The organism is Pseudomonas sp. I8001 (assembly GCF_013385345.1).
Classification (GTDB): domain Bacteria; phylum Pseudomonadota; class Gammaproteobacteria; order Pseudomonadales; family Pseudomonadaceae; genus Aquipseudomonas.
Map to the genome: position 1 here is coordinate 140649 of NZ_JACAQC010000059.1, position 20981 is coordinate 161629.

The 20981-nt window shown below is 59.5% G+C and carries 20 protein-coding genes and 1 pseudogene; 13 read left to right on the forward strand and 8 right to left on the reverse strand.

The features are described from left to right. The first annotated feature begins 16 nt into the window (after positions 1-16). The 3 genes from HX839_RS29455 (at position 17) to HX839_RS29465 (ending at position 2061) form a co-directional block, all read left to right on the forward strand. The gene (locus tag HX839_RS29455; protein ID WP_177068099.1) at positions 17-610 is read left to right on the forward strand and encodes a hypothetical protein; all 594 of its coding nucleotides are present in this window, start codon (positions 17-19) and stop codon (positions 608-610) included. After that, positions 600-1355: a hypothetical protein gene (locus tag HX839_RS29460; protein WP_177068100.1), complete on the forward strand. Its 756-nt coding sequence runs from the start codon at positions 600-602 to the stop codon at positions 1353-1355. The genes HX839_RS29455 and HX839_RS29460 overlap by 11 nt, the downstream gene beginning before the upstream one ends. A gap of 85 nt (positions 1356-1440) precedes the next feature. Continuing rightward, positions 1441-2061 carry a LysE family translocator gene (locus tag HX839_RS29465; RefSeq protein WP_177068101.1) on the forward strand — a complete coding sequence of 207 codons (621 nt, stop codon included), beginning with the start codon at positions 1441-1443 and terminating at the stop codon, positions 2059-2061. Between the two features lie 2 nt (positions 2062-2063). Here the strand turns inward: HX839_RS29465 and HX839_RS29470 are convergent, their stop codons facing one another. Next, positions 2064-2768, reverse strand: a complete 705-nt coding sequence (locus HX839_RS29470) for a CerR family C-terminal domain-containing protein (RefSeq protein ID WP_003215166.1) — start codon at positions 2766-2768, stop codon at positions 2064-2066. 99 nt (positions 2769-2867) lie between these two features. Between HX839_RS29470 and HX839_RS29475 the strand changes: the two genes are divergently transcribed. From HX839_RS29475 to HX839_RS29485, 3 genes are read left to right on the forward strand one after another with little or no spacing between them, the layout of a single operon-like run. Then, complete coding sequence (locus tag HX839_RS29475) at positions 2868-3980, forward strand: HlyD family secretion protein (RefSeq protein WP_008436342.1); 1113 nt, start codon at positions 2868-2870, stop codon at positions 3978-3980. Next, positions 3973-5553 (forward strand): DHA2 family efflux MFS transporter permease subunit, encoded by a 1581-nt coding sequence (locus HX839_RS29480; RefSeq protein ID WP_177068102.1) that lies wholly within the window; start codon positions 3973-3975, stop codon positions 5551-5553. Before HX839_RS29475 ends, HX839_RS29480 begins: the two co-directional genes overlap by 8 nt. Next, complete coding sequence (locus HX839_RS29485) at positions 5550-6971, forward strand: efflux transporter outer membrane subunit (RefSeq protein ID WP_008436338.1); 1422 nt, start codon at positions 5550-5552, stop codon at positions 6969-6971. The genes HX839_RS29480 and HX839_RS29485 overlap by 4 nt, the downstream gene beginning before the upstream one ends. A gap of 155 nt (positions 6972-7126) precedes the next feature. On the opposite strand, the gene HX839_RS29490 is transcribed toward HX839_RS29485, so the two are convergent. The 3 genes from HX839_RS29490 to HX839_RS29500 all read right to left on the reverse strand — a co-directional run bounded on the left by HX839_RS29490 (position 7127) and on the right by HX839_RS29500 (position 11231). After that, positions 7127-9322 carry an OsmC domain/YcaO domain-containing protein gene (locus HX839_RS29490; RefSeq protein WP_087695051.1) on the reverse strand — a complete coding sequence of 732 codons (2196 nt, stop codon included), beginning with the start codon at positions 9320-9322 and terminating at the stop codon, positions 7127-7129. A gap of 101 nt (positions 9323-9423) precedes the next feature. After that, on the reverse strand, positions 9424-10218 hold the full coding sequence (locus HX839_RS29495; protein ID WP_177068103.1) for an alpha/beta fold hydrolase: 795 nt from the start codon (positions 10216-10218) through the stop codon (positions 9424-9426). Positions 10219-10346: 128 nt separating this feature from the next. Then, on the reverse strand, positions 10347-11231 hold the full coding sequence (locus tag HX839_RS29500; RefSeq protein WP_003215152.1) for a LysR family transcriptional regulator: 885 nt from the start codon (positions 11229-11231) through the stop codon (positions 10347-10349). A 112-nt stretch (positions 11232-11343) separates the two neighbouring features. On the opposite strand from HX839_RS29500, the gene argC reads away from it, so the two are divergent. Next, on the forward strand, positions 11344-12276 hold the full coding sequence (gene argC / locus HX839_RS29505) for an N-acetyl-gamma-glutamyl-phosphate reductase (RefSeq protein ID WP_177068104.1): 933 nt from the start codon (positions 11344-11346) through the stop codon (positions 12274-12276). Here argC and HX839_RS29510 read toward each other — a convergent pair. Further along, positions 12260-13390 carry an epoxide hydrolase family protein gene (locus HX839_RS29510; protein ID WP_177068105.1) on the reverse strand — a complete coding sequence of 377 codons (1131 nt, stop codon included), beginning with the start codon at positions 13388-13390 and terminating at the stop codon, positions 12260-12262. The genes argC and HX839_RS29510 overlap by 17 nt on opposite strands. A gap of 122 nt (positions 13391-13512) precedes the next feature. Here HX839_RS29510 and HX839_RS29515 point away from each other — a divergent pair, with 122 nt between their 5' ends. Then, positions 13513-14394 (forward strand): LysR family transcriptional regulator, encoded by an 882-nt coding sequence (locus tag HX839_RS29515; RefSeq protein ID WP_003215146.1) that lies wholly within the window; start codon positions 13513-13515, stop codon positions 14392-14394. A gap of 16 nt (positions 14395-14410) precedes the next feature. Here HX839_RS29515 and HX839_RS29520 read toward each other — a convergent pair whose 3' ends face one another. After that, complete coding sequence (locus HX839_RS29520) at positions 14411-14779, reverse strand: hypothetical protein (RefSeq protein ID WP_177068106.1); 369 nt, start codon at positions 14777-14779, stop codon at positions 14411-14413. 121 nt (positions 14780-14900) lie between these two features. Here HX839_RS29520 and HX839_RS29525 point away from each other — a divergent pair. Both HX839_RS29525 and HX839_RS29530 read left to right on the forward strand, forming a co-directional pair. Further along, positions 14901-14996, forward strand: a pseudogene (locus HX839_RS29525) (AAA family ATPase); the annotation flags it as partial. A gap of 81 nt (positions 14997-15077) precedes the next feature. Next, positions 15078-16136 (forward strand): FAD-binding oxidoreductase, encoded by a 1059-nt coding sequence (locus tag HX839_RS29530; protein WP_177068107.1) that lies wholly within the window; start codon positions 15078-15080, stop codon positions 16134-16136. A 43-nt stretch (positions 16137-16179) separates the two neighbouring features. Here the strand turns inward: HX839_RS29530 and HX839_RS29535 are convergent, their stop codons facing one another. Beyond that, positions 16180-16743 carry a recombinase family protein gene (locus HX839_RS29535; RefSeq protein WP_177068108.1) on the reverse strand — a complete coding sequence of 188 codons (564 nt, stop codon included), beginning with the start codon at positions 16741-16743 and terminating at the stop codon, positions 16180-16182. Positions 16744-17059: 316 nt separating this feature from the next. Here HX839_RS29535 and HX839_RS29540 point away from each other — a divergent pair, with 316 nt between their 5' ends. Together HX839_RS29540 and HX839_RS29545 are read left to right on the forward strand one after the other, a co-directional pair. Further along, a complete protein-coding gene (locus HX839_RS29540) occupies positions 17060-18127 on the forward strand; it encodes a fatty acid desaturase (protein WP_177068126.1) in 1068 nt (355 codons plus the stop codon). A gap of 71 nt (positions 18128-18198) precedes the next feature. Beyond that, positions 18199-19344, forward strand: coding sequence for an EstA family serine hydrolase (locus tag HX839_RS29545; RefSeq protein ID WP_008436310.1), 1146 nt, complete (start codon positions 18199-18201; stop codon positions 19342-19344). Between the two features lie 176 nt (positions 19345-19520). Here HX839_RS29545 and HX839_RS29550 read toward each other — a convergent pair whose 3' ends face one another. Further along, entirely contained in the window at positions 19521-20087 is a 567-nt protein-coding gene (locus HX839_RS29550; RefSeq protein ID WP_177009453.1) for a hypothetical protein, read from the reverse strand. Positions 20088-20328: 241 nt separating this feature from the next. Here HX839_RS29550 and HX839_RS29555 point away from each other — a divergent pair, with 241 nt between their 5' ends. Next, positions 20329-20949, forward strand: a complete 621-nt coding sequence (locus HX839_RS29555) for a LysE family translocator (protein WP_177068109.1) — start codon at positions 20329-20331, stop codon at positions 20947-20949. The last annotated feature ends 32 nt before the right edge of the window (positions 20950-20981 follow it).

A 20981-nucleotide genomic window follows, 5' to 3' on the forward strand; every position in this document is an offset into this window, starting at 1 on the left:
CAGGAATCGAGCGTCGATGGCACGCCACTGCTTCCGTGGCGACTTGTTGAATCATCTCGTTGACGGCTTAAAGTTTCAAGCGACCTGGCCGACCTACTACAGACACGTATCGGGACGCTTATGCTCTATGAAAAAAACAACTGGTTTGATCGGATTGACATGTATTGCTGTTGTTACCACCTGCCTGGGGGGCGAAACAAGTACATCTGACCTGAACGATAAAAAGATCAAGTTAATAACCGACACAGCCGCCACGATTTGCGCTAGCTTTTCGGACAAAGGCGAAAGCAGCGAGTTGAAGGTGGCAGGCGGAGTTAATGCGCAGCTGTCAAAACTATCACGCGCACTGGCTGACCTCGGGCTGAACCTCAAGGCTGACTACGACACACAACAGCATCAAGGCGTTTTAAAAGACCAAGTCCTTGATGCAATCAAAGAGTCCAACTCGTGCCGGCTCGACGTGTTCCACTCATTATTAAACGATACTAATCAGTCGCGCACACGCGCCAAACAGCCGCCCACTACGAGCAATAACCAAACCACCCACGGAAACGGCAGTCATAATATTCAAAACGTATCCGGAGGCGTAGTAAATATAAATGCGAAATAAAACCAGGCGGTATGCCGGAGTATTGGTTCTGGGCATTTTCTCTAACGCCTATGCTGACCAGACCACCCATAGAGACTGCAGTTCGAATATCGAAAACATCCAACAGGGAGGCACCGTAAACATCAGCTGTTACTTCAACAAAAACTCTCCGCAGGACGTGTACCTGATCGCAACTCACCCCACGCTTGTCGAAGCAGAAAAGGTCCACTTTCTGAATATGTTTGAGGATAACGGCAGATCTTATCTTTCGCTCGCGCTAAAAAACATATCTGAAATCCCCGCTCGTGACGTGACAGTTGATTTGATGGATCCATCCTCCGCCGGTACTTACTCAGCGCTCAAGCCGTTCAAATTGAGCCAAAGCAAAGTGGCCGCCCAGCTGGGGACTCGAAAATGGACAATCCCAAGGCATTCAAGCATGGACTTTCCTTTTGTCTCGCTAGAGCAACTTGTTGCAAAAGTCCACTCCAGCGTCGATATCGAGCACTTCTGCCCTTTTGATGGAAGCTTGGTTGCACAAGAAGCGCCGGACAAGCCTTCCACACCGAACAGCCCTGATGCAGGCACCTACTCACACATAGTAAGAGTCCCGATAGTCATTAAAGTCCACTACAAGACAATCTTTGAAGAGACCATCACGAAGTACCTGACCGCATTCGTGCTCTACGCAGATCGCCGTAGCACCCGCGATGTGTGGTACCCCAGCGTTGGCAAGCCGTTACCGTTGAAGTGTGCGAAGTATTAGTCGGTCCGCCCTGTAAAGTTGTACACCACCTTAAAGCCTGGCAGGCTTATGCTAAGGCCCTTTCCTGTTTCGGCGTCGCCTGCCCATGCCCATCACCGACAACCTGCTCGCCTTCACCTTCGCCGCCACGTTGCTCACGTTGACGCCCGGACTGGACACGGCCCTGGTATTGCGCACTGCAACGGTGGAGGGCAAGCAACAAGCGTTGCGCGCCACCCTGGGTATCAATGCCGGCTGCCTGCTGTGGGGTGCAGCGGTGGCCTTTGGGCTGGGCGCGTTGATTGCCGTGTCCGAGGTGGCCTTCAACGTCTTGAAGTACTGCGGCGCGGCTTACCTGGCGTGGCTGGGCTTGAACATGCTGGTGCGTCCGCGCAGTTCGCTGGCGTCCGTCGAGGCCGATGGAAAACCCGGTGCCAACTGGTTCCTGAAAGGCATGATGGGCAACGTGCTCAACCCCAAGATCGGGATTTTCTACGTGTCTTTCCTGCCGCAGTTCATTCCCCAGGGGCATCCGCTGGTGGCGTGGACGTTCGGGCTGGTGAGCATCCACGTGGTGATCAGCCTGGCCTGGTCACTGATACTGATCGGTGCCACGCAGCCATTGGCCGGTGTGCTGCGGCGTGAAAAGGTGATCAAGTGGATGGACCGCACCACCGGCATGATATTCGTGCTGTTCGCGGCCCGGCTGGCCTTCAGCAAGCGCTGAAGTCAGCGCCGGTCCCGATGCCGTACCAGGCCTTCCAGGGTAAACCGCGCCTGCATCAGCACCACATCCCGCACCAGTTCCATTTCCTTCTGGCTCACTTCGGTCCAGTTCAAGGCGGAGAGCAGCTTGGGTTTCTGCACCCGAAACGCCAGGCCCTGGGTGAACAGCGCCATCGAGTGGATCACCGTGCGCTCGTCGTCAACGGCAAGGCCGGCAACGCGCGCGATCAGCAGGCGGATCACGTTGGCGATGCGCGCCTTGAAGCGTTCCTCGAACGCCATGGTCGCGCTTTCAGGGCAGAGCCCGGCCTGATGGCGATCAAGAAACGCCCGCCACGCGGTTGTCTGGGGACTGTCCTGGATCGTTGAAACCACCGCGCCGAGAATGCCCAGTGAGGCGTCGATCAACCTCTGATCGTCGACCCCGGGATCGGCCAGTGCACCTTCCGCAGCTTCAACGGTGGGCGCCATCTTCTGCCACAACAGCGCGATCAAGTGCTCGACGCATTCCAGGTACACGCCTTCCTTGCCATCGAAGTAGTACTGGATCGCGGGCGCATTGACGCCGGCAGCATTCGCGATGTCTCGCGTGGACGCGCCGTCGTAGCCACGCTCGCCAAATACCTCGACAGCCGCCTCGATAATGCGTGCGCGGGTTTCTTCACCCCGCTGATAACCCCCTTCGGCGGCCGGTTTGTGTCGTGCCATGTGCCACTCCATTTTTTTAACGTAACCAAAATATACCAGTTGACAAAAATTCGCGAAAAAACGAATTTATTCCAACTGATATAAAACTGGAGTGACTTGATGTCCGCTGCACCTCCCTCTCCTCAGGTCATTCCTGAAACCACCGTCAACGGCCAACGTGGCAAAGCCCGACGGATTCTACTGTCACTCGCCGGCGTGGCGCTGTTGGCCGGGCTGGCGTGGGGCGCCTGGTGGTGGCTCACCGGGCGCTTTATCGAGACCACCGACGACGCCTATCTGCAAGCCGACAGCATCAGCGTGGCGCCGAAAATCAACGGCTACGTCGCCGAGGTGCTGGTGGCCGACAACCAGAACGTGAAGCGTGGCGACGTGCTGGTGCGCCTGGATGCGCGCAAATACCAGGCAGTCAGTGACGAAGCCTCGGCGACGATTGCGGCCCGCGAGGCTGACTTTGCCAAGGCCCAGGCCGACCTGGTACAACAGGACTCGACCATCGCCGAAGCACGGGCCCAACTGCAAGGCGCCCAGGCCGACGCCCAGCACGCGCAAACCGAAGTCGCACGTTATGCGCCGCTGGCGCGTTCCGGGGCCGAGCCGGAAGAACGCCTGGCGCAGCTCAACAACCAACTCGCCCAGGCCCGCAGCACCGTGGCCGCCAAGCAGGCCGCGTTGCGCTCCAGCCAGACCCGCTACGGCACCCTCGAAGCCCAACTCAAGCAAGCCCAGGCGCAACTCGGCGTGGCCAAGGCCAGCGAAGCCCAGAGCCAGCTGGATGTGGACGACGCGGTGATTCGCAGCCCGCTCGATGGCCGCGTCGCTGATCGCGGTGTACGCGTCGGCCAATACGTGCAGCCAGGCACACGCTTGTTGACCGTGGTGCCGGTGAGCGCGATCTACCTGACCGCCAACTACAAGGAAACCCAGATCGGCGAGATGCGCGCCGGGCAGACCGTCACCGTGCATGTGGACGCACTGCCAGGCCATGATATTCAGGGCCATATCGACAGCCTGTCCCCCGGCACCGGCGCACAGTTCGCGTTGCTGCCGCCGTCCAACGCCACCGGCAACTTCACCAAGATCGTGCAGCGCGTGCCGGTGCGGATTTCCCTGGATGTACCGGATGACGACGTGCGCCAGGCACTGGTGCCCGGCTTGTCCGCCACCGTGGAAGTCGACACCCGCACCCACAAGGCAGACGCCAACCATGGCTGAAGCCATCTTGACCGAAGTGCCCGCGGACAAACCGCGCAACGCTTCGCTGACCGACTGGATCGCAGTCGCCGCCGGCTCGCTGGGCGCCTTGCTGGCGACTCTGGACATCTCGATCACCAACTCGGCGCTGCCGCAGATCCAGGGCCAGATCGGCGCGACCGGTACCGAGGGCACGTGGATCGCCACCGGTTACCTGATGTCGGAAATCGTCATGATTCCCCTCGCCGCCTGGCTGACCCGGGTATTCGGCCTGCGCCGGTTCCTGATCGGCACCGCGTTGATGTTCACGTTTTTCTCGATGTTCTGCGGGTTGTCTTCCAGCCTCGGCGCGATGATCGCCGGGCGCATCGGCCAGGGTTTTGCCGGCGGCGCGATGATCCCGACCGCACAGACCATCGTACGCACCCGCCTGCCTGCCCAACAGTTGGCAATCGGCACCACGATGTTCGGCATGACGGTGATCCTCGGCCCGCTGCTGGGCCCGGTGATTGGCGGCTGGCTCACGGAAAATATCAACTGGCGCTGGTGCTTCTTCATCAACTTGCCCGTCAGCATCACCTTGATCACCTTGCTGATCACCGGCCTGCCCAGCGACCGCATGAACCTCCAGCAATTCATCAAGGCCGACTGGCTGGGCATCATTGGCCTGGCCATGGGCCTGAGTTCGCTCACCGTGGTGCTGGAAGAAGGCCAGCGCGAACACTGGTTCGACTCGCAGTTGATCATCTGGTTGAGTATCACGATGGTGATCGGCTTTTTCCTGATTGCCGTCGGGCAAGTCCGCTCGAGTACGCCGATCCTGCGCCTGCAACTGGTGCTCAACCGCAGCTTTGGCAGCGTGCTGCTGATCGCCACGGCGGTCGGCGCCGGGCTCTATGGCACGGCGTACCTGGTGCCGCAGTTCCTCGGCATCCTGTCGGGCTATAACGCGCAACAGTCGGGTTCGATCATGTTGCTGTCGGGGATCCCGGCGTTCCTGCTGATGCCGATCCTGCCGCGAATGCTTGGCCGCCTGGACCTGCGGATGATGGTCGGCGTGGGTTTGTTGATGTACTGGGCCAGCTGCTTTCTCGACACCCAGCTCACCGCCCAGAGTGTCGGCCATGATTTCTACTGGTCGCAGATCCTGCGGGGCTTCGGGCAGATCCTGGTGATGATGCCCCTCAGCCAACTGTCGATGCGCTCGGTGGAAACCCGCGATGCGGGTGACGCGGCCGGGCTCTACAACATGTCACGCAACCTCGGCGGTACCTTGGGGCTTGCGCTGCTCGGCGTACTGATGGACCGGCGCAGCCACTTCCACGACGATATGTTGCGCGAAGGCATCCAGGCCAACACCCAGTTGACCCAGGATCAAATGGCGAGCGATACCGCCAGCTACCTGGCGCAAACCGGCGACCCGTCCACCGCCTCGCTGCAGGCCCTCAGTCATCTGGCCAACGACATCGCCCAACAAGCGGCGGTGATGGCCTACAACGACGCGTTCTACGTGTTGGGACTCGCCATGCTGGCGTGCCTTCCCCTGATCTTCATCCTGAAAAAGCGCGCGGCGCAGGCAGGCCAACGAACATGATTTATCGCTCACTTCCCTTGCTCTTCACCGTCGGCCTGCTGACGGCGTGTACCGTGGGGCCGGACTACCAGGGCGCGCCGGATGCCGCGCCAAAGACCCTCGCGGCCGGGCGCTTGCCCCACGCCGACATAGGCTTGCCGCGCACACCTGCGGTCGCCCAGTGGTGGCAAGCCCTGGGCGATCCGCAGCTCAACCAATTGGTGGCCCAAGCCCTGCAAAACAGTCCGGACATGGCGACCGCCCAGGCGCGCCTCAAGCAATCGCGAGCCAGCCTGAGTGGCGCCAACGCCAACGCCCTGCCCAAGATCACCGGCGATGCAGCGATGCTGAAGCTGCGCTCCCCCGACACCTCGGCGCTGGGTGGCAGCAGTGGCGGTGGGCGCGGGCCATTGAGCCTTTACCTCGCCGGCTTTGATGCCAGCTGGGAGGCCGACCTGTTCGGCGGCACCCGGCGTGCAATCGAGGCGGCCCAGGCGGAGAACGACGCCTCGCAGGCGCAACTGGCCGATGCCCAGGTGCAACTGGCAGCCGAGGTGGTGCAGACCTATGCCGACGTGCGTGACCAGCAGGCGCGACTGGCACTGGTGGACGCCAGTGTCGAGATTGAGGAACAGGCGCTGGACCTGACCCAGCAGCGACGCAGCCGTGGCGTGGCCTCGCAGTTGCAACTGGAGCAGGTCCTGACACAGGCCGAAAACACCCGGGCCCAACGCCTGCCGCTGCAAGCGTCAATCGTCGAGGCGATTGACCAGTTGAACCTGCTCTGCGGCCTGGAACCGGGCGAGTTGGACGCGAGCCTCAACACTCCCCGCGCCCTGCCCGCTATCCCTAGCCAGGTACCCTTTGCCGACCCGGCGGCGATCCTGAAAGCACGCCCGGATATCCGGGTGGCCGAGCGCCAACTGGCTTCCAGCAACGCGCAGATCGGCGAGAAAACCGCCGACTGGTTTCCCAAGCTCAGCCTGATGGGCGACTTGTCGTTCTCGGCGGCCGATCCCGGGCACCTGGCGCGCAAGGACAGCGGCACCTGGCTGCTGTTGCCGCGGCTGACCTGGAACGCATTGGATTTCGGCCGGGTGGCGGCCAGTGTCAAAGGTGCGCAAGCCGGGCGCGACGAGGCCCTGGCCCATTACAAAAGCGTGGTGTTGAGTGCGTTGCGTGATGCGGATGTGGCCCTGGCGCGGTATGGCAACCAGCGGCAGAACGTGGTGCTGCTGCGTAACGTGGAATCTTCGGCGGTACGGGCTGCGGACCTGACGCGCCAGCGTTATAAGGCAGGTACGGCGAGCACGCTGGATTGGCTGGACGCGGAACGTACGCGGTACCAGGCGCAGGAAAGCCGGATTTCCGGGGATGCGCTGTTGCTCAAGGACTTTGCGTCATTGCACAAGGCGCTGGGGTTGGGATGGACGTTGTGACAAATAACCCGAGTGACCACTGACCTGTGGCGAGGGGGCTTGTCCCCCGTTGGGCTGCGCAGCGGCCCCAAAAAAGAGGGACTGCTACGCAGTCCAACGGGGGACAAGCCCCCTCGCCACAACAAGCCCTCTCACCACAGGTACGGTGTCAGCTTTTAATTGGCCGTATTGGCCCGCGCCGCGTGCAGCTTCTTGTAGCTGTCGATCAACCGCAGGTGCCGGTCCAGCCCTTCCAGCTTCATGCTCGTCGGCGTCAAACCATAGAACCGCACACTGCCATTCACCGACCCAATCGCCGCGTCCATCCGCTCGTTGCCAAACATCCGGCGGAAATTCACTTCGTAGTCCGCCAGTTCCAGGTCTTCGTCCAGCTCCATCTCCAGCACCGCATTCACGGCCTGATAGAACAAGCCGCGCTCGACGGTGTTGTCGTTGTACTGCTGGAACATCTCCACCAGTTCCTTGGCTTCTTCGAACTGCTGCAGGGCCAGATAAATCAGCAGCTTCAATTCCAGGATGGTCAGCTGACCCCACGCCGTATTGTCATCGAACTCGATGCCGATCAAGGTGGTGATGTCGGTGTAGTCGTCCAGCTCGCTTTCCACCAGACGCTCAACCAACCCCTTCAATTCCGCTTCGTCGAGGCGATGCAGGTTCAGGATGTCTTCGCGGAAAAACAGCGCCTTGTTGGTGTTGTCCCAGATCAGGTCGTCGATCGGGTAGATCTCCGAATAGTCGGGCACCAGGATGCGGCAGGCGGTCGCGCCGATGTGCTCGTACACCGCCATGTAGACTTCCTTGCCCATGCCTTCGAGGATGCCGAACAAGGTGGCGGCTTCCTCGGCATTGGAGTTTTCACCCTGGCCGGAGAAGTCCCATTCGACGAACTCGTAATCCGACTTCGAGCTGAAGAAGCGCCACGACACCACGCCGCTGGAGTCGATGAAGTGCTCGACAAAGTTGTTCGGTTCGGTCACCGCATGGCCTTCAAACGTCGGCTGCGGCAGATCGTTCAGGCCTTCAAAGCTGCGGCCTTGCAGCAGTTCGGTGAGGCTGCGTTCCAACGCCACTTCCAGGCTGGGGTGCGCGCCGAACGAGGCGAATACGCCGCCGGTGCGTGGGTTCATCAACGTCACGCACATCACCGGGAATTCACCGCCCAGGGACGCATCCTTCACCAGTACCGGAAAGCCCTGGGCTTCCAGGCCCTGGATACCGGCCAGGATACCGGGGAATTTCGCCAGCACTTCCTGAGGTACATCCGGCAGCGCGAATTCACCTTCGATGATTTCGCGTTTTACCGCGCGTTCGAAGATTTCCGACAGGCACTGCACTTGCGCTTCAGCCAGGGTGTTACCGGCACTCATGCCGTTGCTGAGGTACAGGTTCTCGATCAGGTTGGACGGGAAATACACCACCTCGCCATCGGACTGGCGCACGAACGGCAGCGAAACAATGCCGCGCTCTTCGTTGCCGGAGTTGGTGTCGTAGAGGTGTGAGCCGCGCAGCTCGCCGTCACGGTTGTAGATGTGCAGGCAATGCGCGTCGAGTATCTCCGGTGGCAGTTCGTCCTTGCGGCCAGGCTTGAACCAGCGCTCGTCCGGGTAATGCACAAACGCCGCATTGGCGATGTCTTCGCCCCAGAACTGGTCGTTGTAGAAGAAGTTGCAGTTCAGCCGCTCGATAAACTCGCCCAATGCCGACGCCAATGCGCCTTCCTTGGTCGCGCCCTTGCCGTTGGTAAAGCACATCGGCGAGTGCGCGTCGCGGATATGCAGCGACCATACGTTGGGCACGATATTGCGCCACGAAGCGATCTCGATCTTCATGCCCAGGCCCGCGAGAATGGCCGACATGTTGGCGATGGTTGTTTCCAGCGGCAGGTCCTTGCCCGCGATGTAGGTGCCCGCGTCGGACGCCGCGCTCGGCATCAGCAATGCCTGGGCATCGGCATCCAGGTTTTCCACTTCCTCGATGACAAACTCCGGCCCGGCCTGCACGACTTTTTTCACGGTGCAGCGGTCGATGGAACGCAGGATGCCCTGGCGGTCTTTATCGGAGATGTCCGCCGGCAATTCGACCTGGATCTTGAAGATCTGGTTGTAGCGGTTTTCCGGGTCGACAATGTTGTTCTGGGACAGGCGAATATTGTCGGTAGGGATGTTGCGGGTTTCGCAGTACAACTTCACAAAGTAAGCCGCACACAACGCCGACGACGCCAGGAAGTAATCGAACGGACCGGGGGCCGAGCCATCGCCCTTGTAGCGAATAGGCTGGTCGGCCACCACGGTGAAGTCGTCGAACTTGGCTTCAAGTCGAAGGTTGTCGAGAAAATTGACTTTGATTTCCATGCGGGATTACCAGAATAGCGAGCAAAATATGGCCGCCATTATCCGGGTTTCGAAGCGTAAGTCTTGTGCTTTCGGGCCTGGCCGATCGTTGGCGATGGGTATCAGCCGTGTTGAAAGTCCGCAATCTGCTGCCACATCGCGATCGGGTTGGAGTACATCGGGAAGTGCCCGCACCGGGCAATCGGCGCCAACCGCACGCCTTGCGCCTGGATATGCGCCAGGTACGACAAATGGGCATTCTGCTCGCCGTACATGAACATGCGCGGGCATTCCAGGCCGAGGAACTTGCCCATCAAGTCGGCGTTATCCGACAGTTCGACCATCGACTGGAAGATCCCCCGCACCGCCCCGGCACGCACCTTGTGCCGCAGGCTCGCCGAATACAGCGCGCTGGCGTAGGCCGGTGCCTGCCGGGTGCGCTCGATAAAGGCGCTGAAAAACGCCTCGGGATCGTCCGCCGGGTAGTCGACGATCTGCCGGCTGAGAAAGCAGTCTTCCGGGGCGATATTGCCTTCGATATCGACAAAGCTCAGCACCCGGCCCGGCAACCGGTGCGCTAACATCAGCGCGGTAAGCCCGCCCATGGAGTGGCCTACCAGATGGAAGCGCTCGATGTTGAAATGCTCCAGCACCTGCAAGGCGGTTTGCAGCAGGAACGGGATGGAGATCTTCGACAGGTCATCGCAATGGCTCTCACCGCAACCCGGGGCGTCATAAGCCAAAAATGGATGACCGTCGAAGGCAGGTTGCTGGACGATGTCGGCGTAATCTTCCTTGGTCGAGCCAAAGCCATGCAGGAACACGATTGGCGCCAGGGTACCCGCGCGGTGGATCGCGGCGATGTTCAACGGCACATCGGCGACGACGATGGGGAGTTGTGTGTGGGTGAATGGCATGGTGAAGACTCCCTGAAAAACCGATTGGCGGCTCAAAAGCCGTTAATTTCAACCGTATTCAGGTTTCTGTAAATTCCTGATTCGGGAAGGTATTCATAGGCTGATCGTATGAGTCGTTCCATAACGCCCTACCCCGCACTCAATCCCCACAACACGTCCAACACATGTTGCGTAGGCCGCTCAACCTCCCCGGCGCGATGGGCGATCCCCAATTGGCGCCACAGCAACGGTTGCAACGGCCGCATCGCAATCCGGGTGTCGTGCAAGGGTGTGGACGCTTCATGGGGCAACAACGTGGCCCCGTAACCGGCGGCCACCAGGCTTTTGATTGCGTCGTTGTAATTCAGCTGAATACGCGCCGTCGGCTGGTAGCCGTCATTGGCAAACCACTCCGAGGTCAGGCGCGAAAGCCGGGTGGTGCCGTCATTCAGTATCAACGGTTGTGCGGCCAGCCAGGCGGGGGTCACCACTTCCGGGCATTCCCGACGCGCCGGCAAAAATGCCATGACCGGGTCGCGCCGCCAGGGCTCGATCCGCAAGCCCTTCACCGGTGCCTGGGGCAGCGCCACCAGGCCAATCTCCAGGGCGCCCTCGGCCAGCTTCTTCAATGTGTCCTGCGACGTGAGCACCGCCACCTGCACATCAATGGCGGGATGATGTTGGCTCAAGGTTTCCAGGGCTTGCGGCAGCAACTGTGCGATGGCTCCGGTTGAGGCTCCCAGACGCACCCGCCCCGCCAGCCCCTGCACCTGTCGCTCCACGTCTTCAAGCGCCTGCTCGGCATCCGCCAACAAGCGGCGCGCGCGCTCCACCAGGGTTTCGCCAATCGCTGAAGGCTGCACCCGCCCACGGGTACGCGATAGCAGCTTGCCGCCCACTCGCGCCTCCAGGTCGGCGATGTGCAGGCTGACGGTGGGTGGCGCCAGGTTAAGCATGCGGGCGGCCTCGGCGAACGAACCGAGGTCGGCAATCGCCACCAACGTACGCAGGCGGTCCAGGCTGATTTCGCGCATCGGTCAATCCTCGTTCATAAAAACTGAACTTCATCGTTTGGAAATTCAACTTTTCCTATCCTAGCGGCTGGCCGAAGATTGGAACACCTGATTTCCTATCCGAGTGCATCCCATGGCAAATCCTCTTGTATTCATCGACGGCGACCAAGGCACCACCGGGCTGCAGATCCATCAACGCCTGCGCGACCGCACCGATCTGCAACTGATCACCCTCAGCCCTGAACACCGCAAGGATCCGCAGCAGCGCGCCGAGATGATCAACGCCTGCGACATCGCGATTCTCTGCCTGCCCGACGACGCCGCACGGGACGCCGTCGCCAGCATCCACAATCCGGCCGTGCGGGTGATCGACGCGAGTTCGGCACACCGCACTCATCCCGACTGGACCTACGGTTTCGCCGAGATGAACCCGCAACAGGCGCAACGCATTGCCACGGCGCAGCGGGTGAGCAATCCCGGTTGCTATCCCACCGGCGCGATTGGTCTGTTGCGCCCGTTGCTTGAGGCCGGGCTGCTGCCCGGGGACTACCCGACGACCATTCATGCGGTCTCGGGCTATTCCGGCAAGGGCCGCGCCGGGGTGCAGGAACATGAGGGCACCGACGCCTCGCAGGCGCCCGCGTTCCTGGTGTATGGGCTGGGAATGGCACACAAGCATGTGCCGGAGATTCAGCAGCAAAGCGGGCTGACGGAAAGGCCGACCTTTGTGCCGGCCTACGGGGCTTTTCGCCAGGGGATCGTATTGACCATCCCCCTGCAACTTCGGTTATTGGCGCCGGGTGTGAATGGCTCGCGGTTGCATGACTGTTTGACTCAGCACTACCGCGATACGAATCACGTCCAGGTGCTGTCGATGCAGGCCGCCAAGGAGCTGACCTACCTTGACCCTCAAGCGCTGAACGGCACGGACGATGTGCGCCTGATCGTGTGTGAAAACCACGAGACGGGCCAGGTCCTGCTGGCGGCGATATTCGACAACCTCGGCAAGGGCGCCGCAGGTGCCGCCGTGCAGAACCTGGATTTGATGATCAAGCCGAGACCGTAGCGATAAAGGCGCGCAGGTCCGCCAGCATCAACGCCGGCTGCTCCCAGGCCGGGAAGTGACCGCCGGCGGGCATCTCGCTCCAGTGCACGATGTTGAAGGTCTTTTCGGCAAATGAGCGCGGCGGCGGCACGAACACCGGGTCACGAAAGGCGGCAAATCCGGTCGGCACCTGGATGCGGGTGCCGGCCGGGAATTTTGACGATCCCTCAAGGCGCTTGCCGTGATACATCCACGTCGCGGTGACCATGGAAGATGGCGCGAGATACAACATGATGTTGGTCAGCAGTTGCTCCTCGGTAAAGGTGCCCCAGAGATCCGGACTGCCATCGGCGGTAGTGGGCAGATCGGCCCATGTGCCGATTTTTTCGAGGATCCATCCCGCGGCCCCCACCGGGCTGTCGGCCAGCGCGACACCCAGGGTCTGCGGGCGGGTTTCCTGCTGGTGGTTGTAGCCGGTTTCCCAGTCGATCAGCACGTCACGCCGGGCGACGAAAGCCTCCTCCTCCGGCGTGGTCGCAACGGTGCCCTGGGCCAGCAGGTCGGCCATGTTCAGGTGAATCCCCAGTAACGCTTCGGGCCGATCATGGGCCATCCACCCGGCGATGCCCGAACCCCAGTCACCGCCCTGAACGATGAAGCGGGTTGGCCCGAACAGCCGGGCCATCAGCCCATGCATGAGTTCGGCCGCCCGACGTGGACCAATCACTCCGGTGATCGGCCTGGAGAATGCAAACCCCGGAAGCGACGGCACGATCACATCGTGTCCGTCAGCCGCCAACGGTTCCAGCAGCGCCTCGAACTCCAGGTACGAACCTGGCCAGCCATGGAGCAGCAGGATCGGCGGCCTGGAACCGTCGCCCCGCACATGGACGAAGTGCAGGTGCTCGCCCTCAATCTCGGTGATGAAGTTGGGCAGTTGGTTGAGGTGTTTTTCGACCCGGCGCCAATCATAGGATTCCAGCCAGTAAGCGACCAGGCGCTGAAGGTCGCGCACGCCAACGCCCGACTTCCACCCTCCCAAATCGGGAAGCTGGGTCCAATCGTAGGCGGCGACTTTGTCGCGGATGGCCACAAGACGTTCGTCGGGGATATTGATGGTGTAGGGCAAGATCATGGGATTCTCCCGGTGAGTTTCCGTATTACATTGCTTTACGCAATACTGAACCCGACAAAAACCGATTTGAACCCCATTACGCCGCTCAAGGCCTTTGCGAAAAACGCACAAGTGAGTTTCCCGTGGACATAACGGACGAACTGGAAATCTTTACCCTCGTGGCCGAGACCGCGAGTTTCTCGGCGGCCGCGCGTCGCTTGAACCTTGCCCCCTCCTCCATCGCGCGGGTGCTGGACCGCATGGAAGCCCGGCTGGGCGTACGCCTGTTGCTGCGAACCACGCGCTCACTGACCGTGACCCCGGAGGGCGCCGCCTATCTGTCGTGCGCCCGGCGGATCCTCACGGACCTGCGGGAAACCGAACAGCAGATTACCGACCAGAGTTCACCCCGCGGACGCCTGCGGGTCAGCAGTTCGCTGCTGTATGGCAGGACCTTCGTGATCCCGTTGTTGGGCGAGTTCATTCAGCGTTACCCGGACATCCTGGTGGACATCAACCTGACCGATACCGTGGTCGACATCGCCGCCGGGCAAGCCGACGTCGCAGTGCGATTGGGCCCGCTGCCCGACAGCAGCCTGACGTCCCGCCGGCTGGGCGCCACCCACAAGGTCATCATTGCTGCGCCGAGCTATCTGGCACGACGCGGCACGCCGCAGGTGCCGGAAGACCTGCTGGATCACGACTGCATCGGTTTCAACTTCAAGCGTGCGGCGCCCACCTGGCCGTTTCGCAAGGATGGCCACGACTATTCACTGACGATCAAGGGCCATGTCGAAACCAATAACGGTGACACCCAGGGCCAATTGGCGGCCGAGGGCATCGGCATCGCGCGGGTCTGCGCCGAGACCGTGGCGGACGCCATTCAGGCGGGTCGGCTGGTGCCGCTGCTGGAGGCATTCAATCCAGGCGATGGCGAAGAGATCCATGCCGTGTTCCTCGGCGGTACCCACACGCCGGCGCGGGTCCGGTGTTTTGTCGACTACCTGGTTGAGCGGTTCCAGTAGGCGCGAAATTGCATGATTACTCGGCAACGAGTTCGACGTAGTTCGACTCCCCGCCTCCCGTCGCGCCCGACAACCAGCCCCAGACGAAGGCCAGGGTGGTACGCCCGGCGTCATCCACGCCTAGCGTGCCCCGGGACCAGCCGGCAAGAATCTCGCCCTCGGTGGTCAGGCACTGGTACAGCAACTCGATGGTATCGGGGCCTGTGGCGCGCCCGACTTGATTGCCCATGCGAATCCGGCCGCCCTGGTAGGTGCCCCATATGGCGTTTTCATCGACGTGGTAATGAAACACGGTGCCTGTACCGGACACACCATGGGTGTTGCCCGCGACGATAAACCGGCGGTTGTCCAGGCGTTCGCTGATTTGGCAAAAGGCATTTGGCATTGACAGGCGCTTCCTTGGTCGAGAGGGTCCATTCCGGGGCGCCCAACCTACCTCATATGGCTTTTGTCGGTCATGTAAAACCTGCACAATTGTGGGCTGTCCCGCGACAGGACGTCCCTTCATGCAACGCATCGTGATTCTCGGTAATGCGGGCAGCGGAAAATCCACCCTCGCCCGCGCCCTCGGACAACGCCTGGGCTTGCCCGTGGTGCACTTGCGCGGTGGCCGGCAGCTTGCCGAGTTTCTCGAGCGCTTGCCCGCAGCCTCTGCAGGCTGCCTTGAATAAATGGAGCAGGATATGAAAGAGCAAGGAGAAAAGCGCGTCGTGGTCATTGGCGCAGGCATCGTCGGCGCTTCACTGGCGTATCACCTGGCCGTCAAAGGCGCGAGCGTGACCTTGGTCGAGGCTGCAGAAGTCGCCTCCGGCGTGACGGCCACTTCATTTGCCTGGATCACCACTTCACACCGAGGGCCGGACCCGATCGCCGCCTTGCGTGGCGAGGCCATCAACGACTATCACCGTCTTGAAACCCAACTGCCGGGCCTGAACATTCGTTGGACAGGCGCCCTGTCTTACGGCGCGAACTCAAGGGCGTTGCAGCAGCCTTCGGCGCACCGGTTGTCACGCTCGCAGATTCTCGACCTTGAGCCCAACCTGAAAAACCCTCCTGAGCATGCCCTGTATGTCGCGGAAGAAGGCGCCCTGGATGCGGTGCACGCCACCCATACGTTGGTCGGTGGCGCCCAGACGCTAGGGGCGAAGGTACTCACGCAGACCCAGGTTCTCGGCTTCAAAACCGCGAACGGCCGGGTGACGGGCGTCGAAACCGCCAAGGGCATCATCGATGCCGACGTTGTGGTAATGGCCGCCGGGACGGGCATCTCGACGCTGGCAGACATGCTTGGGGCGCCCCTTCCCATACACGCGTCGCCCTCCATTTTCATCCGCTACACCGCGCAATCCAACCTGGTGCAGACACTTATCTCCAGCCCGGAAATGGAAGTCAGGCAAGCGGCCGACGGTACGTTGCTGGCGGCAGAGGATTACCTGGGCGATGCCGTGGAAAACCAGCCGATGGCAATCGCGCTACGCACGGCCAACACCATTCGGCACGAGCTCCATGGCGTTGATTCGATTGAGCCGGAGTTGGCATGTATCGGACTCAGGCCCATTCCCGCAGACAACCTCCCCATCATTGGTTATCTACCCAACGTGGAGGGCGTGTACATATGTGTGATGCACCCTGGGGTTGCGTTGGCCGCAATAGTGGGACGTCTTGCCAGTGAAGAAATCAATGATGGCAAGACTTCCACCGCTTTCGGGCCATGCCGTCCTGACAGGTTTTTTCAACTGTAGGATCTTGTTGGCAGCCGCTCCCTCGTGCAACCTGAAGAAGCCCCTATCTGGATCTCAGGTACCGATAGAGCGTCTGCCGACTGATTTCAAAATCACGCGCCAATTTGGATCTACTTTCTCCAGCAGCGGCCCGGTCAATTAAGTTTACAACCTGATTGTCAGACAGCTTTTTCTTGCGACCTCTATAAGTCCCACGATTCTTTGCACTGGCAATTCCCGCCGCCTGTCTTTCCCTCATCGCAGCGCGCTCGAACTCTGCAATCAGCTCCATTACCGCAATGATCGACTCCACGACTTCAAGACAGTCATGCCGGAAAACCAGGTTTTCGTTCAAACACTCCAACGTGACCTGCTTTTCAATCAACCGGCGAATGATGGCGCACAGCTGCTCCGTGCTTGAAGTCAGCGCTGCCATGCTGTCCACCACCACGGTATCCCCGCACTGCAGGTAGCGGAGTAGCCTTTCCAGGCCTGCAGGATTCGCGGCATTGTCTGCCGGCTCATCGCAAAACACGGCATCAAATACATCGTCGCTTGTTATTTTCTCTACGCCACCCTCGGGCTCTTTTAGAGCGCGCCGAAAATATTTGATGCGATGCAATCTCATGGTGCCTCCTTGGCAATACTTGTACAGCGTCATTTTATACTTGTACAAACTGTAACTAAATCATCAATTCCTTACACCGCACTTGTAACACTGAACCCACCCAAAATACACAGTTGCAAAGAGTTGAACTTCCCTTATCATTTTGAAGCATGGAATTCTAACAAGCTTTTCGCAAAAAAGTCGATTTCGTATTCCTTGAATGCCCCGTGCAACTCAAGCAACCCATATGAGTATCTACTGTTTTACAGCTCAAACAATTGACATGACCGGCTTGACGCGGCTGTTAATTTCTCGATTGCAATCAGAGGATGAATGGATGAATGTCTTGGAAGGCGCCATCGAAATTGATCGCCCAACTACCGATCAGGAAAAGATTGATAAGGTAACCCGCAGTATTACCGATCATGGGAACTACCTGCGAAAGCGTTATCCGATCCTGCAGCACCAGGATGCTCTGGGCGCGAGTGTCATGGCGTTTTCCCTGATAGGGATGGTCATTACGGGAGGGCTCTATCTAAAGGGTTTTATCCCCGCATGGATGTGTATTCTGGTCAATGCGCTGCTGACTTCGTTCATTCATGAAATCGAACATGACCTGATTCATCGCCTTTATTTTAGAAAACAGCCGCTGGCCCATAATGCCATGATGCTCTTCTGCTGGCTGGCACGCCCGGGTATGCCCAGCCCGTGGCTAAGACGCAGTCTGCACTTTCATCACCATAAGGAGTCCGGAACTGATTCTGATGTTGAAGCCTGGATCACCACGAGCGGCAGTCCTTGGGGAATACTGCGATTACTGAAACTGGTGGACGGATTTGTATTTGGTTTTCTTAATGCGGTGTTTGCCCCGGGATGGCGGCAAAAGGTAAAATTGTTAGGCAAGATCATTCGGCTCAATACACCATTCGGGCTTCTGTATTGGGGGTGCTGGTATGTGTTCCTCGGCTACCACCTGTATGTCTGGCTTGGGTCAATTACCGGGATAGAGGTTCACAGCTCTGCTACGACGCTGGAACTAATGGATATCGTCAATACTGCAGTGGTTATTCTTATAGCGCCCAATATGATACGGCAGTTCTGCCTGTTCTTTATAAGTTCAAATATGCACTATTACGGCGATGTTGCCCCGCGTAACGCATTACAACAAACCCAGGTGATGAACCCTTGGTGGCTGTGGCCGTTCCAGTTGTTCTGTTTTAACTTTGGCAGCACTCACAGCATCCATCACTTCGTGGTGAGAGACCCGTTTTATCTGCGTCAGATGACGGCACCTCATGCTCATAAAGTCATGGCCCAGGCCGGTGTCAGGTTCAATGACTTCGGCACCTACAAACGAGCCAATCGCTTTTCCATGGAGCACTCCCAAACTCGGTCTCGTGGGTGAATTCCTCCACAACCATTATCGGTGTTCGGCAAGTATCAAGGGCCGCACTTCAAATACGAGGACGTTGAGGTATGAAAGCGCAAGGGATATGTGCGAAGCAGTTTGAAGCGGTCAAGCAGGCCTTCGAGGACATGTTCGATGATCCGCAGGAACGTGGGGCCGGCCTGTGCGTGCAGGTAGGCGCAGAGATCGTTGTCGACCTGTGGGCCGGCATGGCAGACCAGGCGGGCACGAAACCCTGGACCCGCGATACGCTGGCCAATACCTTCTGCGTAATAAAACCCTATGTCGCGGTGGCCGTCCTGATGTTGGTTGAGGCGGGCAAGCTGGAGCTGGATGCACCCGTGGCCCGTTACTGGCCCGAGTTCGCCCGGAGCGGGAAAGCAAAGGTCACCCTGCGCCAGGTGATGAACCATACCGCAGGCCTGCCGGCGCTGCGGGGGCCCGACCATAACCCCATGATGTATGACTGGGAGCACATGCTGCGACTCCTGGAGGCCGAGCCGCTGTGGTGGGAACCGGGAACAGACCTGGGCTACGGCACCACCACGTTTGGCTGGATCCTCGGCGAGTTGATTCGCCGGGTGGACGGACGAGATCCCTGTGTGTTTATCCACGAAGAGATTCTCGATCCCCATGAGTTGGACGTGCACCTTGGCGTGAACGAAGAACACTTTCACCGTATCGCGCGTTTCGACAGTGCCACGGGACGAGTCGGTGACCCTTACTCGCAGGCGTTGCGAACCGTGGTGAAAAACGAGCCGTCGCATATCGCGACGCTCGCCTTCACCAACCCCGGAATGGTGCCCAGACGAACCAGTGACCCTCGCTGGTGGGCCTACCGGCAACCCGCCGTGTGTGGACACGGTTCGGCTCACGGCCTGGCCGGTTTCTACAGTGCATTGATGGCAGGAAACTTTATCGGTCCCGAGCTGCTTACTGAATTCAGCCGTGAGCACAGTCATGGCATGGATCGAGTATGGATGCGCCCCATGCGTTATGGATTGGGTTGCATGCTCGAGCAGCAACGCGACCCGACGGCTTCCCATGCAATGGGCCCGAACACCTTTGGCCATATCGGGCTTGGTGGCCCGATCAGTTTCGCTGATCCCGAAAAACAAGTGAGCTTCGGTTTTGTCACCACGACTTCGGGCAGCCATTCGATGATTGATCCACGCCCACGCCGACTTTCATCCCTTGTCTATGCGGCGCTTTGAGAGGCAAGGGGCGGATCTGTTCATCTGAGGCTTTCAAGGGGGCGCACTACTGCCGAATGCAACGCAGCAAGTTTGTGGCAAGACACAAGTGGCTGATGGCAAACCGAAACCTTCCCCTCCCGGCCAACAATGAGTCATTGGCTTATGAACGAAGGCTGGTACAACGACGACATGATTTATTTATAAATAAATTCATACGCCTCGATATAAGAACCTATCTTGTTTGAATGAGCAGTCACCCACACTGCATTCATGCCTGTCTTTCTTTGATCGTTGAATTCCGACTGAGTGGTACAAAGCGCAACCCAGCGCTCAGTCTTTAAATCCTTAATCCGCAGACCCGCCTCACAACGACTGAACTTTCCAACGTAGGGCCCCGGAGTCACCAGCTCGTAAGGTGACGCATACTGAACAATGTCGCCGGGCAACAGGTACGTAACGACGTCATAACTGTGCAAGGACAAAATCAGACCCACGCAAAAACCACCAAAAAAAGATTCTCCAACACGGTTCGGGTTTCTTACAGCCGGACGATAGTAGGTGGCCCTTGCAGCAAAAAAGAGTCCAACCAGACAACCAATGACTATATAGGTCGTCCACTCGGGAATCGATGGCATTAAAACCGTTCGCATTACAATGCGACCGGCCCAGAGCGTATAAGCAATCCATGCTCCAAATAACAGACACACCACCAACAACAAGGTTCTTTTCTTTGATTTGTTTTCAAATGAAGGATATTCCATTCCCTGCCTACTCTATTTTTAATTCCCGGGAAAAGCGCTTCGTGCTTCACGCCAACTTCCTTTACCCGATTGGCATGCCGGGCATATTAACGATATGAGCGTCATGGTGACCGATCTATTTACCCACGACTCACAGACATGGCCAGAGCGCCATCGGTTCTACCCATTAGCGCAAATTGTTCAACCGCCTCACATCCCTTATCCTCGTGGCCTTACCTGCCAGCGCCCGCCGGAGCCCCCCATGGACCTCGCCACCCTCACCCTCTTCCTCCCGGCCTGCTTCGCCCTGAACATGGCGCCAGGCCCGAACAACCTGCTGTCCGTGAGCAACTCCACCCGCTACGGCTACCGCAATTCGTGCCTGGCAGGCGTCGGGCGACTGCTGGCCTTTGCCGGGATGATCGCCCTCGCGTCCGCCGGGCTGGCGGTGGTGCTGCAAACCTCGGAGTTGTTGTTCTACGGGATCAAGATCCTGGGGGCGGCGTATCTATTTTATCTGGCGTATCAACTGTGGCGGTCCAATCCGCATGCGGAGGCTGAGTCGACGGCGCCCAAGGCGGGCTTGTGGGCCTTGGCGCGACAGGAGTTCCTGGTGGCCGCCGGCAATCCCAAGGCAATCCTGATTTTTACCGCCTTCCTGCCGCAATTCGTCGACCCGGCACGTCCGATCACGCCGCAATTCGCCCTGCTGGGAGCGATGTTTCTGGCGCTGGAATGGTTCGCCATCAGCGCCTACGCCTATATGGGTTTGCATATGCGCCGCTGGTTCGCGCAGCCTCGGGGCAAGCGGATTTTCAACCGCTGCTGTGCGGGGTTGTTGTCGGCTGCCGCGACGGTATTGCTGATGGCGCGCAGGGCCTGAGCACTGCGAAAAACCGGCGAAAACGCTTACAA

Coding starts and splice junctions, on each gene's coding strand:
- HX839_RS29455 (WP_177068099.1), top strand. CDS start 17: ATGGCACGCCACTGCTTCCGTGGCGACTTGTTGAATCATCTCGTTGAC.
- HX839_RS29460 (WP_177068100.1), top strand. CDS start 600: ATGCGAAATAAAACCAGGCGGTATGCCGGAGTATTGGTTCTGGGCATT.
- HX839_RS29465 (WP_177068101.1), top strand. CDS start 1,441: ATGCCCATCACCGACAACCTGCTCGCCTTCACCTTCGCCGCCACGTTG.
- HX839_RS29470 (WP_003215166.1), bottom strand. CDS start 2,768: ATGGCACGACACAAACCGGCCGCCGAAGGGGGTTATCAGCGGGGTGAA.
- HX839_RS29475 (WP_008436342.1), top strand. CDS start 2,868: ATGTCCGCTGCACCTCCCTCTCCTCAGGTCATTCCTGAAACCACCGTC.
- HX839_RS29480 (WP_177068102.1), top strand. CDS start 3,973: ATGGCTGAAGCCATCTTGACCGAAGTGCCCGCGGACAAACCGCGCAAC.
- HX839_RS29485 (WP_008436338.1), top strand. CDS start 5,550: ATGATTTATCGCTCACTTCCCTTGCTCTTCACCGTCGGCCTGCTGACG.
- HX839_RS29490 (WP_087695051.1), bottom strand. CDS start 9,322: ATGGAAATCAAAGTCAATTTTCTCGACAACCTTCGACTTGAAGCCAAG.
- HX839_RS29495 (WP_177068103.1), bottom strand. CDS start 10,218: ATGCCATTCACCCACACACAACTCCCCATCGTCGTCGCCGATGTGCCG.
- HX839_RS29500 (WP_003215152.1), bottom strand. CDS start 11,231: ATGCGCGAAATCAGCCTGGACCGCCTGCGTACGTTGGTGGCGATTGCC.
- argC (WP_177068104.1), top strand. CDS start 11,344: ATGGCAAATCCTCTTGTATTCATCGACGGCGACCAAGGCACCACCGGG.
- HX839_RS29510 (WP_177068105.1), bottom strand. CDS start 13,390: ATGATCTTGCCCTACACCATCAATATCCCCGACGAACGTCTTGTGGCC.
- HX839_RS29520 (WP_177068106.1), bottom strand. CDS start 14,779: ATGCCAAATGCCTTTTGCCAAATCAGCGAACGCCTGGACAACCGCCGG.
- HX839_RS29530 (WP_177068107.1), top strand. CDS start 15,078: ATGAAAGAGCAAGGAGAAAAGCGCGTCGTGGTCATTGGCGCAGGCATC.
- HX839_RS29535 (WP_177068108.1), bottom strand. CDS start 16,743: ATGAGATTGCATCGCATCAAATATTTTCGGCGCGCTCTAAAAGAGCCC.
- HX839_RS29540 (WP_177068126.1), top strand. CDS start 17,060: ATGAATGTCTTGGAAGGCGCCATCGAAATTGATCGCCCAACTACCGAT.
- HX839_RS29545 (WP_008436310.1), top strand. CDS start 18,199: ATGAAAGCGCAAGGGATATGTGCGAAGCAGTTTGAAGCGGTCAAGCAG.
- HX839_RS29550 (WP_177009453.1), bottom strand. CDS start 20,087: ATGGAATATCCTTCATTTGAAAACAAATCAAAGAAAAGAACCTTGTTG.
- HX839_RS29555 (WP_177068109.1), top strand. CDS start 20,329: ATGGACCTCGCCACCCTCACCCTCTTCCTCCCGGCCTGCTTCGCCCTG.